This is a genomic window from Burkholderia sp. BCC1985, assembly GCF_905339915.1.
Lineage (GTDB): Bacteria > Pseudomonadota > Gammaproteobacteria > Burkholderiales > Burkholderiaceae > Burkholderia.
The window spans coordinates 1-12,615 of sequence record NZ_CAJPGY010000045.1 but is presented as its reverse complement, the minus strand read 5'-3'; the positions used below and the strand labels follow the sequence as shown (position 1 = coordinate 12,615).

Annotated in this window: 11 protein-coding genes and 2 pseudogenes; 6 read left to right on the top strand and 7 right to left on the bottom strand. The window is 66.4% G+C overall.

What is annotated here, in order from left to right:
- The first annotated feature begins 35 nt into the window (after positions 1–35).
- Positions 36–1,349, top strand: a complete 1,314-nt coding sequence (locus tag U4Z31_RS30650) for an MFS transporter (protein WP_321812294.1) — start codon at positions 36–38, stop codon at positions 1,347–1,349.
- An 85-nt stretch (positions 1,350–1,434) separates the two neighbouring features.
- Positions 1,435–1,646, top strand: a pseudogene (locus tag U4Z31_RS30645) (transposase); the annotation flags it as partial.
- 107 nt (positions 1,647–1,753) lie between these two features.
- On the opposite strand, the gene U4Z31_RS30640 reads toward U4Z31_RS30645, so the two are convergent.
- Complete coding sequence (locus U4Z31_RS30640; RefSeq protein WP_321812314.1) at positions 1,754–2,653, bottom strand: LysR family transcriptional regulator; 900 nt, start codon at positions 2,651–2,653, stop codon at positions 1,754–1,756.
- Positions 2,654–2,744: 91 nt separating this feature from the next.
- Between U4Z31_RS30640 and U4Z31_RS30635 the strand changes: the two genes are divergently transcribed.
- The 3 genes and pseudogenes from U4Z31_RS30635 (at position 2,745) to U4Z31_RS30630 (ending at position 4,449) form a co-directional block, all read left to right on the top strand.
- Positions 2,745–3,686: an EamA family transporter gene (locus U4Z31_RS30635; protein ID WP_415750312.1), complete on the top strand. Its 942-nt coding sequence runs from the start codon at positions 2,745–2,747 to the stop codon at positions 3,684–3,686.
- 249 nt (positions 3,687–3,935) lie between these two features.
- A pseudogene (locus U4Z31_RS37230) lies at positions 3,936–4,229 on the top strand (DUF6196 family protein); the annotation flags it as partial.
- 31 nt (positions 4,230–4,260) lie between these two features.
- Positions 4,261–4,449 (top strand): DUF6196 family protein, encoded by a 189-nt coding sequence (locus U4Z31_RS30630; RefSeq protein ID WP_321812293.1) that lies wholly within the window; start codon positions 4,261–4,263, stop codon positions 4,447–4,449.
- A 424-nt stretch (positions 4,450–4,873) separates the two neighbouring features.
- Here the strand turns inward: U4Z31_RS30630 and U4Z31_RS30620 are convergent, their stop codons facing one another.
- Positions 4,874–5,893, bottom strand: a complete 1,020-nt coding sequence (locus tag U4Z31_RS30620) for an aldo/keto reductase (protein WP_321803758.1) — start codon at positions 5,891–5,893, stop codon at positions 4,874–4,876.
- Positions 5,894–5,993: 100 nt separating this feature from the next.
- Between U4Z31_RS30620 and U4Z31_RS30615 the strand changes: the two genes are divergently transcribed.
- Complete coding sequence (locus U4Z31_RS30615) at positions 5,994–6,902, top strand: LysR family transcriptional regulator (protein WP_124646688.1); 909 nt, start codon at positions 5,994–5,996, stop codon at positions 6,900–6,902.
- A 153-nt stretch (positions 6,903–7,055) separates the two neighbouring features.
- On the opposite strand, the gene U4Z31_RS30610 is transcribed toward U4Z31_RS30615, so the two are convergent.
- The 5 genes from U4Z31_RS30610 to U4Z31_RS30590 all read right to left on the bottom strand — a co-directional run bounded on the left by U4Z31_RS30610 (position 7,056) and on the right by U4Z31_RS30590 (position 12,535).
- Positions 7,056–8,639 (bottom strand): aldehyde dehydrogenase (NADP(+)), encoded by a 1,584-nt coding sequence (locus U4Z31_RS30610; protein ID WP_321812292.1) that lies wholly within the window; start codon positions 8,637–8,639, stop codon positions 7,056–7,058.
- Positions 8,640–8,871: 232 nt separating this feature from the next.
- Positions 8,872–9,660 carry an SDR family oxidoreductase gene (locus tag U4Z31_RS30605; RefSeq protein WP_321812291.1) on the bottom strand — a complete coding sequence of 263 codons (789 nt, stop codon included), beginning with the start codon at positions 9,658–9,660 and terminating at the stop codon, positions 8,872–8,874.
- A 594-nt stretch (positions 9,661–10,254) separates the two neighbouring features.
- A complete protein-coding gene (locus U4Z31_RS30600) occupies positions 10,255–10,668 on the bottom strand; it encodes an SRPBCC family protein (protein WP_321812290.1) in 414 nt (137 codons plus the stop codon).
- A gap of 17 nt (positions 10,669–10,685) precedes the next feature.
- Positions 10,686–11,705 carry an aldo/keto reductase gene (locus U4Z31_RS30595; protein WP_321812289.1) on the bottom strand — a complete coding sequence of 340 codons (1,020 nt, stop codon included), beginning with the start codon at positions 11,703–11,705 and terminating at the stop codon, positions 10,686–10,688.
- Between the two features lie 383 nt (positions 11,706–12,088).
- Positions 12,089–12,535 (bottom strand): DoxX family protein, encoded by a 447-nt coding sequence (locus U4Z31_RS30590; RefSeq protein WP_124489415.1) that lies wholly within the window; start codon positions 12,533–12,535, stop codon positions 12,089–12,091.
- Positions 12,536–12,615: the final 80 nt, after the last annotated feature.

Here is a 12,615-nt window from a genome sequence, read left to right as displayed (position 1 = left end):
GTCATCGCACCGCAACCATAACGACGGAGACAACCATGCCCCTCTCGCATTCCCCTGCCGCATCGGCCGCATCGGCGCCGCTCGACGCGGCGGCCCGGCCGACCAGCGTCCGCTGGCGCATCTTCCTGCTCATGCTGCTGCTCGTCGCGATCAACTACATCGACCGCGCGTCGCTGTCGGTCGCGATGCCGCTGATCGCGCCGGAATTCAACCTGTCGCCCGCGCTCGAAGGGCTGATGCTCAGCGCGTTCTTCTGGTCGTACGCGCTGATGCAGATCCCGGTCGGCGTGATGCTCGACCGTTATCACACGCGCGGCATCATCGCGACCGCGACGCTCGCGTGGGGCGCGTTCCAGGCGCTCGGTGCGGCCTCGCACAACTGGTTGCTGCTGATGCTCACGCGCATGGGCCTCGGCTTCTCCGAATCGCCGGTGTTTCCGGCCGGCGCGAAGCTGATCGGCTCGTGGCTCACGCCGCACGAGCGCGGCCGCGGCGCCGTGCTGGTCGACGGCGGCGCACCGCTCGGCAGCGCGCTCGGCGCGATCCTGATCTCCGCGCTGATCGCGTGGTTCGGCTCGTGGCGCATCGCATTCGTGATCGCCGGTATCGGCACGATGCTGGTGGGCGTGCTCGTGTGGCGCTATATCCGCAACCATCCGTCCGAGCATCCGGGCGTCAACGCGGCCGAGCTCGAGCACATCACGCGCGCGAACCCGCCGGCACCGGCCGCGGCCGAACGCGTGCCGCTGCGCGAACTCGTGAAGGATCGTTCGGTGCTCGCGATGTTCGCCGGCTACAGCTGCATCCTCGCGGTGTTCTACGGGCTGCTCACGTGGATGCCGAGCTACCTGCACAAGACCTACGGCTTCAACATCGCGACGACGGGCGGCGCAACGTTCGTCATCTTCATGTCGGGCTTCGTCGGCGAACTGATCGGCGGGACCATCGGCGACCGCTGGAAAGCGTCGGGGGCATCGCCGAACCTCGTGATGCGCACGATGTTCAGCGGCTCGTCGCTGATCGCCGCCGCGTGCATCCTGGCCGCCGCGTACATCGCGAACGCCAATGCGGTCGTGCTGCTGCTCAGCATCGCGATGTTCTTCATCCGCTTCTGCGGGATGTACTGGAGCCTGCCCGCGATCGTCGGCGGCCCCGAGCGCGCGGGCGTGCTCGGCGGCACGATGAACTTCTGCGGCAGCATGGTCGGCGTGGTGGTGCCGATCCTGATCGGGCTGATCGTCCAGTGGTCGGGCTCGTACTTCCTCGCGCTGCTGTTCTTCGTCGCGATGGCCGTGCTGATCGCGGTGTTCTCCAGCCTGATCGACTACCGGCCGCGCACGCACGGCTAGGAAGCTCCGACAAAATGAACTGATGCGGCTGCTCACCTGCCGCACGCGCCGTTCACCTCTTCGTTGTTTCGCTGACGAGGAGGTCATGGCAACACCGATACTCGATGGCGAACTGTGGTCACTGATCCAACCGCTGCTGCAACCACCGAAACCACGTCGCGCGCGATACCCGGGGTGCTGACCAGCATTCTGTTCGTGCCGCAGTCCGGCATTTCCTGGAAGTTGCTTCCGCAGGAAACGGGCTGCGGCTCGGGCATGAGCTGCTGGCGCAGACTGCGCGACTGGCAACAGCCTGGCTGCACAACTTCGGGCGACTGCACATCCGGTTCGAGCGCCTCGCGGCGATCCACGAAGCGTTCATGAAGATCGCCGCTTGCATCATCTGCTGGCGACGGCTTCCAAACTCATTGTGTGAGCACTTCCTGGAGCGTTGCGGCATCGCGCAACTCGCGAAGGAGAAAGCGCTGCAAGGCCTGTACCGCCGACATGCGATCGCTGCCATCCGCATGGCTGAACAAGCCGAATTCCGCCGATGGCGGGTGCGGCAATCCGGTGGCAGCCGGATCGAGCGCGCGCATCGAATCGCGCCGGACGTTCCATTCGAGCAGGACCGTGACCCCCAGCCCTGCCTCGACTGCGGATTGAATGGCGGCCAGGCTCGTGCTCGTGCAGATGACTTTCCATGCGACCCGAGCATCGCGCAATGACGCATACAGCCTGTCTTGCCACGGACACGCACCGCCGAATGCGACGAACGGCAATGGAGCGTGGCGGACATCTCCGTCATACGCAAGGCCAGCCGCCCAGAACAGCGGATGCCGCCACCGCACGAGCGGTTCCGCATGGATGAACGTCGGGTCGATGATCGCGAAATCGAGCGAGCCATTCATGAAATCCTGCGACAGCGCCTTGCTCGAATCGACGACGATCTCCACGGCGACATTCGGGAACGAAGCGCCAAAATCACGCAGCGTGTGCGGCAGATGGCCAACAGCGATGTCCTCGAGGAGGCCGAGCCGGACCGTCCCTGAGATCTCACCTGCATTCAGCGCAGCGCGCGCCGCGATCCCGATGTCGAGCATGCGCTGCGCGTAAGGCAGCAGCACGCTGCCCGCCGCGGTCGGCTTGATGCCGCGTGGCGAACGTTCGAGCAGGCGCTGCCCGACCGATTCTTCCAGCCGGCGCAATGCCATGCTGACGGCGGCCTGCGTGCGATGCAGCGCCTGCGCCGCCTCGCTCACGCTACCGGTTTCGATCACGATCAGAAAGGTGCGCAACAAGCCGCTGTCGAGATCCCGAGCCATAAATATTCTTGAAGCGCCCATAAAAAATTCGAGCTTATACCAAACGAACATGCGTGGTTAACATCGCCGCATCGCCATCATGGAGCACTGCATGAACGAAGAAACCGGAAGCATCCGGGCCGGCCGGCACACGACCGCTTCCACACCGGTTGCGCGCGACGCGTTCACGGCGAATGCGGCGTTTGGCGCGTCGCGGACACGACGCTTCCAGGCGGCTCTGGCACCCGGGTTCGCCGTGGTGTCGATGTGCAGCGTCCAGCTCGGCGCTGCGCTGTCGCGGCCCGCGATGATCGAGTACGGAACGTTCAGCACGACCTGGCTGCGCCTGTGTTTCGCCGCCTTCGCGCTGGCCGTGATCGTGCGCCCGCCCGTCCGGCGCTATTCCCGGCAGCGCTGGATCGCCGCCATCGCGCTCGGCTGCGCGATGGCCTGCATGACATTGTGCTTCTTCGAGGCGGTCAAGCGCGTGCCGCTCGGGCTCGCCGTCGCGATCAATTTCTTGGGGCCGCTGTGCGTCGCGACCATCGGCGTACGCAAGATCCGGATGCTCGCGTGGCCCGCGCTCGCCCTGGCAGGAATCGTGCTGCTCGCGCGCCAGGACGACATGTGGATCGTGCCCGTTGCGGCGCTCGTATTCCCGCTCGGCTCGGCGCTCGGATGGGCCGCCTACATCCTGATGATGAAGCGCGTGGGGTCGCTGTTCGATGGTCTGCAAGGCCTGTCCACGTCGCTGATCGTCGCGGCGCTCGTGACCGCGCCATTCGGCCTCACAGAAAGCGGCGGGCATTTTCCGGCCGGGCAATTGATCGACGCTGCCGGTCTCGCCGTGCTCGTCCCGCTCTTGCCTTATGTTCTGGAGATGATTGCGTTACGGCGCATGACGGCGTCGGCGTTTGGCATCCTGATGAGCGTCGAGCCTGCGATTGCCTCGGCAATCGGATTTGCGGTACTCGGCCAGCCCATGACCCTGCTGCAAAGTATCGGCACGTTGTTTGTCATCGGTGCCAGCGCAGGCGCCGTGATGCAGCAGTAGCCGGCTCCACAAGGCTTGGCTGGCATGCGCTTCGTCGCCTCGCCATCGGAGTCGGAGTCGGAATGACAAGACAGGCGCTGGCCGCGATCGACGATTCGAGTGCAGGGTGATGTTGAGCGACCTGTTTGTCCGCCAAACGCCTGCTCCGGGCAGCTCCAGGGTCTGTTTACATTTGTGCGGGTTGTCGGGTCATCCGGTCCGCTCGGTTCGGGCGACTATTCGCCGGTGATTGCGTCACATGCTGGTAGGATGAAGTTCGTTTCTGCTTGCATTGATGATCTGACCTGTAACCGCCTCATTCTCGGAGTAGACATGGTTGATATTTCACGTGAGACCGTCGAACAAACTGAGCGTCGCCTTCGACGAGTCATCACCGAGGCACGCCTACGGATTTACTCCGGCACGTACACGTTCATTGAATTTCCGCTGGATCAATTCCCAAGCGCTGTGCGGGCCGACGCACTTGCCTTGGTGCGAGACGACAACGTGTGGAGTCAGCTTGTGCCGAGTGACGGTTCACACCAGGAACAGTTCGGCATCTTTCGATTCCACTTCCCGGCAGGGGCAGACAATAGTGGCTTCGTTGGCTGGCTGGCTGGCTACCCATCTCAAGAATCGATTTGGCACCGGCGTATTTGTGACGTGCGGACAGAATCATGCGGATGGCGGTATCTTCGATTACTGGGGCGTACCCGAGACGCTGGCAGACGAGGTGATCGAGGAAGTCAAGCGGCTTGTTCAGGGGCAGAGCGATCATCGATAAAGCTCATCCGATACGGCACGCGGCTATAGCGACGCTTGGTTTTTCTGTTCGAGCGAAGCGGGATGACTGCTTTCGCACGCGGAGAGTGGATACTCGTCACAAAGGCGTTCGAGTCGTACCTTTGTCAGCGATGACCGCAACGGCACGCAAGTGCTAAACCAGTCATTCGCGCACGAAATATCGCAGCGGTTGGATCAGTGACCGCAATTCGCCATCGAGTATCGGTTTTGCCGTGCTCTCGTCGTCAGCGAAACAACGAAGTGGTGAGCAGAGCGTGCGACAGGTTGGCAGCCCCATCCGTTCATTTTGTTAGAGATTCTAATTGAACGGCCAAGCGCGCGCCCGAACGGTGCGCCGCACCGCACCGTCCCGACGATGCCCGCTTGCGCGGGCATTTTTTATCGACTCGCGTCGACCGGCCCGATCAGCGATCGATCGGCAGCGGCGCGTTCGCGGCGACGAGCCCCTGCTCGCGCATCTCGCGCCAGAAGTCGGCGGGAATCGTCGCGTTCAGCGCGTCGACATCTTCCGCGATGCGCGCCGGACGGCTCGCACCGGGAATCACCGACGCGACCGCGGGATGCGCGAGCACGAACTGCAGCGCGGCCGCCTTGACCGGCACGTCGTAGCGTGCGGCGATCGCCTTGATGCGTTCGACCTTCGCGACGATTTCCGGCGAAGCCTTCTGGTATTCGAAGTGCGCGCCGCCGACCAGCACGCCCGAACTGTACGGCCCCCCGACGACGATCCCGACGCCTAGCGCGGCTGCCACCGGCATCACGCGCTGCAGCGCGCGCTCGTGATCGAGCAACGTATAGCGGCCGGCCAGCAGCATGCCGTCCGGCTGCGGTTCGGCGAGGTCGAGCACGAGCTCGATCGGCTCGACGCGGTTCACGCCAAGGCCCCACGCGCCGATCACGCCCTCTTCGCGCAGCTTGCCCAGCACGCGGAACGCGCCCTTGCGCGCGACCTCGAACTGCGCGAGCCATTCGTCGCCGTAGATGTCCTGCGCGATGTCGTGCACCCATACGATGTCGAGGCGATCGGTACGCAGGCGCTTCAGGCTGCCCTCGATCGAGCGCAGCGTCGCGTCGGCCGTGTAGTCGCTGACGAGCCGGTTCGCGCGGCCATGCGCGAAGATTCCGGTCTTCTCGCCGTAGTCGCGCGCGCTCGCGTCTTCCATTTCGTCGAGCACGACGCGGCCTACCTTCGTGCTGATCACGTAGTCGTCGCGCCGATGGCCGGCGAGCACGTCGCCCAGACGCGACTCGGCCAGCCCCGCGCCGTACGACGGCGCGGTGTCGAAGTAGCGGATCCCGCGCGCCCACGCGGCTTCGACGGTCGCGGCGGCTTCGTCGTCGGGGATGTCGCGGAACATGTTGCCGAGCGGGGCGGCGCCGAAACCGAGCGTGTTGTCGGCCGGCAGCGTGGCTTTGAGACGCATGCATTTCTCCACAGGTCACGGAAAGTGCGTCCAGTCTAGGTTGCATGGTTATGTCTGTCCAAGACATAATTCATCAAACTTGAGTCCTACGAGGTCTTATATGCTCGACATCCGTCAGCTTCAATATTTCATCGCGGTCGCGGAGGAAGAACACGTCGGCCGCGCCGCCGAACGGCTGCACATTTCGCAGTCGCCGCTCAGCCGCCAGATCGCGCAGCTCGAGGAAAAGCTCGGGCTGACGCTGTTCGAACGCAGCCAGCAACGCATTCGTCTGACGCGCGACGGCCGCACGTTCCTCAGCGAGACGCAGGCGTTCCTGCGCCATGCGCACCGGCTGGAATCGCTCGCGCGCCGGCTCGGCCGCGGCGACGAAGGCGGGCTCTGCATCGGCTACCTGGAAACGGCCACGCACTCGGGCGTGCTGCCGCGCGCGCTGAAGACGTTGCGCGCGGACCGCCCGGCCGTCCACATCGCGCTGTACAACTACACGTCCGCCGCGCAGCTCGAAGGCCTGCGCGAGCGCAGTCTCGACATCGCGCTCGTGACCGAGCCGCCCGCGCCCGACGATCCGGAACTCGAATCGATGCGCGTGCTGAACGACCCGATGCTGCTCGCGCTGCCCGAAGGCCATCCGCTCGCGAAGAAGAAGACGCTCGTCGCCGACGATCTCGCGACGCAGCCGTGGATCGGTGTCACGCAGCAGGAAAGTGCACCGCGCCACGGCGCGTTCGTCGCCGCGTGCGCGAAGGCCGGTTTCTCGCCGGATATTTCCGTCGAGGCGAGCGAGCCGCTCGCGGCGCTCGGGCTCGTCGCCGCCGGGCTCGGCGTGACGATGATCCAGCAGAGCCTGCGTCACCAGGTGCCGGAAGGCGTCGTGCTGCGCGAGCTGCCGTGGTTCAGCTATCGCACGCCGCTGTGGGCCGCGTGGCACAAGGTCAACCTGCGGCCGCTGGTCGGCGTGTTTCGCGAGATTCTGACCGGCGAGGATGTGGTCGCGACGGTCGAGTGACGTGACGGGGGGCGCGATCGCCGGCAAAGACAAAGAATCTATCGTGCCGTCCGCATTCCCGCACACGAATCCGGCTGAAATCGATCGAGCCGGCATCGGTCCGCATGCGATTGCATGCGCGATACCTGATGCCGGCTTCCCCCCGCTCGCGCGTCAGTTCGCGAGCGTGACCTTCCCGTCCATCAGCCGGTTGATCGCCAGCGGATTCGATGTCTTCAGCGCCTCGGGCAGCAGCGCCTCCGGCATGTCCTGATAGCAGACCGGCCGCAGGAAACGACGGATCGCGAGACTGCCGACCGACGTCGTACGCCCGTCCGCGGTGGCCGGATACGGGCCGCCGTGCACCATCGCATGCGCGACTTCCACGCCGGTGCCGAAACCGTTGACGAGCACGCGGCCCGCGCGCCGCTCCAGCGCCGGCAGGAACGTGCGCGCGGCAGCGTAGTCGGCTTCGTCGATATGGAGCGCCGTCGTCAACTGCCCTTCCAGCGACTCGATCAGATCGCGCATCGTGTCGAGGTCCGGACAGCGGACGATCAGCGACGCCGCGCCGAACATCTCCTCATGCAGCGCCTTCGACTCGCGGAACGCGTCCGCGCTCGTCGAGAACAGTGCGCCCTGCCCCTGATTCGCGCCGGCCGGCGCATGCGCACGCGCGACGGTGCGCACCTGCGGATGCTGCGCGAGCGCGGCCACCGAACGCTCGAAGGCCTGGTGAATGCCCGGCGTGAGCATCGTCGCCGCCGCGGCCTGGGCGAGCCGCTCCGCCGCCGCGGCGGTAAAGCGCTCGAGTGCCGGCCCGTCCACGGCGAGGATCAACCCCGGATTCGTGCAGAACTGCCCGGCACCGAGCGTCAGCGACTGCACGAACTGCTGCGCGATCGCGTCGCCGCGCGCGTCGAGCGCGTTCGGGAACAGCAGCACCGGATTGATGCTGCTCATCTCCGCGTACACGGGAATCGGCTCGGGCCGCGCGTTCGCAAGCGCGATCAGCGCGGTGCCGGCATGGCGCGAACCGGTGAAGCCGACCGCCTTGATGCGCCGATCGCGCACGAGCCCCTGCCCGATCTCGAGGCCGGTGTCGAACAGCAGCGAGAACGTGCCTTCCGGCATCCCGCACGTCTTCACCGCCCGCTGCACGGCGATCCCGACCAGTTCCGACGTGCCCGGATGCGCCGGGTGCGCTTTCACGATCACCGGGCAGCCGGCCGCGAGCGCGGCCGCCGTATCGCCGCCCGCGACCGAGAATGCCAGCGGGAAATTGCTCGCGCCGAACACCGCGACCGGCCCGAGGCCGATATGACGCAGGCGCAGGTCGGGACGCGGCGCCGGCTGACGCGTCGGCTGCGCCGGATCGATGCGCGCGTCGAGGTAGTCGCCCGCGCGCACCACGTCGGCGAACATCCGCAGCTGGCCGATCGTTCGGCCGCGCTCGCCTTCGACGCGGGCGCGCGGCAGGCCCGTTTCCGCGACGCAGCGCTCGACCAGTTCGTCGCCGAGCGCGAGGATGTTCGCCGCGATCGTCTCGAGGAACGTCGCGCGCGCGTCGGGTTGCGTTTCGCGATACGTGTCGAACGCGGCCCAGGCGAGCGCGCATGCTTCATCGAGATCGGCGCTGCTCGCGCCGCCGAAGGCCGGCGCCATGCGTTCGCCGCTGGATGCGTTGACCGCGTATGTGTCGCCGTTCGTGCCGCGCCGTGCGCGCGAGCCGATCAGCAGGTTGCCTGCGAGTGTCATGTTCGTTTCCTCTGTAGATGGATCGGGGGCGAACGCCGTGCGATCACGGGCTCGTATAGGTGTTGTGTGTTGTTAGTCGTGCCGGCGCGCCTGTCGCATCGCCGTGAGTCGGCCGGGCGGTTCGAATCCGTGCGGCGGGGCGCTCGATGCCGGGCTCGCATCACCCGGCCCCGACAACGCGTGCATTGCCGTCGAGCCGCATCGCCGGTGCGTCGGTGGCCGCCTGGAACGATCAGAACGTACCCGGATACGCGCCGCCGTCGAGCAGCACGTTCTGCCCCGTCAGGTAGCCCGCGTGCGCGCTGCACAGGAACGCGCACACCGCGCCGAACTCGTCGGCCGTGCCGAAGCGTCCGGCCGGCACGGCCTGCCGCTTCGCTTCGCACATCGCTTCGTAATCCTTGCCTTCCGCCTTCGCCGACGCATCCGTCGCCTTCTTCAGGCGATCGGTGTCGAACAGCCCCGGCAACAGGTTGTTGATCGTCACGTTGCGCGTCGCGATGCGCTTTTGCCGCGCGATGCCCGCGACGAAGCCGGTCAGGCCCGTGCGCGCGCCGTTCGACAGGCCGAGCACGTCGATCGGCGCCTTCACCGCGCTCGACGTGATGTTGACGATGCGGCCGAAGCCACGCTCGGTCATCCCGTCGACGGTCGCCTTGATCAGCTCGATCGCGGTCAGCATGTTCGCGTCGAGCGCGGCGATCCAGTCGTCGCGCGTCCATTCGCGGAAGTCGCCCGGCGGCGGGCCGCCCGCGTTGTTCACGAGGATGTCGATGTGCGGCGCGGCCGCGAGCGCCGCCGCGCGGCCCGCGCTCGTCGTGATGTCGCCGGCCACCGCGATCACCGTGACGGCCGGATTGAGCGCGCGCAGTTCCCGGGCGGTCGCCTCGAGCGCGTCGCTGCCGCGCGCGGTGATCACGACGTTCACGCCCTCGGCGACGAGCGCCTGCGCGCACCCCTTGCCGAGCCCCTTGCTCGCTGCGCAAACCAGCGCCCAGCGGCCTTCGATGTTCAGGTTCATCAGTTGCTCCGAGAAACCCCGTCCGTCAGGACGGGGAGGAAAGGAGTGCTGTTGACAGGCAGCTTCTTCCACGAGTTAGGACGTGCATCGCCAGGTGTGGGAATCCTTTCCCTTTAGGGAGAAGAGGACGTCAACTGCGTTGTTCCTGGAATGCGGTGCACGCCGCCGTGCTGCCGCGTGCGCCGGCCGGCACGGTCACGCGCCGGCGCTGCCGTGCGCGCGCCCGCGTGGCGCGTGCCGGCCGGCGGCGCACCGACTGACGCGCACGTCCGAAATGCGCGGGAAAGCCGCGCAATGGGCCAGCATACGGAGTCCGCCCCCGCGCGACAATTGACAGGATGTGATACCGGTATAACCGCGCGTTATCGGTCGTTGCCCCGCCGCCGCATGCGGGCGCGTTCCGCGTCCATCGCATGCCGCCGCGGCGGCCGGACGACGAACGGTGCGACCGCAACGCCGACGACGGCTCGGCACGTTCATACGACGATTGACGATGCACGCGCGGTGGCGCGGGTGCCGACACGACCGGCACCCGTTCACCGCGCGCGACATCGTCACACCGTCACGCGATCGCGCCGCTACGCCACGACACCGTCACGCCGCGAACCGCTTCGCCAGTTCGGCGAGACCGTCCTCGTAGATGCCGCGGAAGAGGCTGATCGCTTCGTCGTCGGTCGCGCCGTGCGGCGTGAACGTACCCGACCACTCGACCGTCGCGGCGTTCGCGCCGTTCTCGCGCACGCGCAGCGTGGAGCGATAGTTCACGACCGGGAACGGCGCTTCGAGGATCGCGTACGTGTAGCTGCGTGCCGCGTCGTCGAAGGCGACCAGCCGCTCGACGATCGCGTCGCCGTCCGGGTTCGCGAGGCTGCGCACGCGACCGCCCTCGCTCAGCTCGCTCGCCGGGATGTACGACAGCCAGTCGGGCAGCGACCCGAAGCCGCCGATCAGTGTCCAGACCGTGTCGGCCGAAGCCGCGATCTCGATGCTTGCATTGGCCTGTGCCATGTCATCACCTTTCAGGATCAACGATCGGTCGGCAGCGGCGCATTGGCCGCAATCAGACCTTGTTCACGCATTTCGCGCCAGAAGTCGGCCGGAATCACCACGTTCAGCGCAGCCTGGTCTTCGGCGATCCGCTCCGGGCGGCTCGCGCCCGGAATCACCGCGACGGTGGCCGGATGCGACATCGAGAACTGCAGCGCGGCGGCCTTGATCGGCACGTCGTAGCGCGTGGCGATCACCTTGATGCGCTCGACCTTCGCGAGGATTTCCGGCGAAGCCTTCTGGTATTCGAAGTGCGTGCCGCCTGCGAGCACGCCCGAGCTGTACGGGCCGCCGACGACGATCCCGACGTTCTGCGCGGCAGCCGCCGGCATCACGCGTTGCAGCGCGCGCTCGTGATCGAGCAGCGTGTAGCGGCCGGCGAGCAGCATGCCGTCCGGTTGCGGTTCGGCGAGGTCGAGCACCAGTTCGATCGGCTCGACGCGGTTCACGCCGAGGCCCCACGCCTTGATCACGCCTTCTTCACGCAGCTTGCTCAGCACGCGGAATGCGCCCTTGCGCGCGACTTCGAACTGCGCGAGCCATTCGTCGCCGTAGAAGTCCTGTGCGATGTCGTGCACCCAGACGATGTCGAGGCGGTCGGTACGCAGGCGCTTCAGGCTGTCCTCGATCGAACGCAGCGTCGCGTCGGCCGTGTAGTCGTTGACGATGCGGTTCGGCCGGCCGTGTTCGAACAGGCCGCCCTTCTCGCCGAGATCGCGCGCCGACACGTCCTCGACTTCGTCGAGGATCACGCGGCCGACCTTGGTGCTCAGTACGTATTCGTCACGCGGGTGATTCGCCAGCGCGTCGCCGAGGCGGATTTCCGCGAGGCCGGCGCCATAGAACGGGGCCGAATCGAAATAACGGATACCGTGTTGCCATGCCGCTTCGACGGTGGCCGCCGCTTCCGCGTCCGGGATGTTGCGGAACATGTTGCCGAGCGGGGCAGTACCGAAACCAAGGATCTTGTTACCGGGCAGCTTGTCTTTGAGACTCATCATTTTCTCCAGGGGTGAGGGAAAGCGAGTTCAGTCTAGGCAGACGGGTTAAGTCTGTCCAAGACGGAATTCGACACAGTTGAGTCCCTGGAGGTCTAAAGCGTGGTCTGAAGGGGTGGGCGGATATCGCGTCCGGAGGGTCCGTTCGCGCGGCGGCCCCGCCCGACAAGGCTGGCGACGGAATCGGCCGCCGATTCGTGATTTCAGATCAAAAGTGATTTCGCCGGTGAGCACGATCGGCAACGCCGCGCGTGCCCCCAATTGCCGCACGCCTGCAACGCGTCGCGCAAAGGAATCCCCGTTGCGCCTCTTTCGAAGGCGCAACGGGGAAAAGCCGCCTGTTGATCGAATCTGCGTTCCGTCGCAATGCGCGGCTCATGCCCTCAGGCGCGACCGTCCCCTTGCGTATCCCGGGCATCGCCCAGCATCGTGACGAGGACGAGCGCTGCAATCAGGCCCAAGTGCTCGAAGAAACCGTTGAGCGCCATGAAGCGCGCTGCGCCCGTCTGGTTCCAGAAGTCGTTCGCCACCAGCATCGCGACGACGGTCAGCACGCCGAGGCTGCCGGCGCCGAGCCACGTGAAGCGGCGAAACACCACGCACAGCGAACCGCCGATCTCGACGACAATCGCCAGTGCAGCCCATAGCGCAGGCGGATGAAGGCCGAAATGCGCCTGCTCCGCGACCGCGCCGTCGAAGTCGAGCGCCTTCGCGACGCCGCCGATCAGAAAGGCGGAAACGAGTGCAAGCCGGACCAGCGCGCCGACCCACGGCTGCGCGAGCAGGACACGGATCCACGCGGGGCTGTACCGGCCGATCGTCGTCGACATGTCAGACCGCCCAGCACGAACAGCCGAACGCGCCCCAGAAGCCCTTCGCGTCCGACGTCGGCAATGCGCTGCCCCATGCA

Excerpts from the sequence above, each read along its gene's own strand:
- U4Z31_RS30605 (WP_321812291.1), bottom strand. The coding sequence starts at position 9,660 with ATGAACCTGAACATCGAAGGCCGCTGGGCGCTGGTTTGCGCAGCGAGC.
- U4Z31_RS30600 (WP_321812290.1), bottom strand. The coding sequence starts at position 10,668 with ATGGCACAGGCCAATGCAAGCATCGAGATCGCGGCTTCGGCCGACACG.
- U4Z31_RS30590 (WP_124489415.1), bottom strand. The coding sequence starts at position 12,535 with ATGTCGACGACGATCGGCCGGTACAGCCCCGCGTGGATCCGTGTCCTG.
- U4Z31_RS30635 (WP_415750312.1), top strand. The coding sequence starts at position 2,745 with ATGAACGAAGAAACCGGAAGCATCCGGGCCGGCCGGCACACGACCGCT.
- U4Z31_RS30615 (WP_124646688.1), top strand. The coding sequence starts at position 5,994 with ATGCTCGACATCCGTCAGCTTCAATATTTCATCGCGGTCGCGGAGGAA.
- U4Z31_RS30610 (WP_321812292.1), bottom strand. The coding sequence starts at position 8,639 with ATGACACTCGCAGGCAACCTGCTGATCGGCTCGCGCGCACGGCGCGGC.
- U4Z31_RS30595 (WP_321812289.1), bottom strand. The coding sequence starts at position 11,705 with ATGAGTCTCAAAGACAAGCTGCCCGGTAACAAGATCCTTGGTTTCGGT.
- U4Z31_RS30620 (WP_321803758.1), bottom strand. The coding sequence starts at position 5,893 with ATGCGTCTCAAAGCCACGCTGCCGGCCGACAACACGCTCGGTTTCGGC.
- U4Z31_RS30640 (WP_321812314.1), bottom strand. The coding sequence starts at position 2,653 with ATGGCTCGGGATCTCGACAGCGGCTTGTTGCGCACCTTTCTGATCGTG.
- U4Z31_RS30650 (WP_321812294.1), top strand. The coding sequence starts at position 36 with ATGCCCCTCTCGCATTCCCCTGCCGCATCGGCCGCATCGGCGCCGCTC.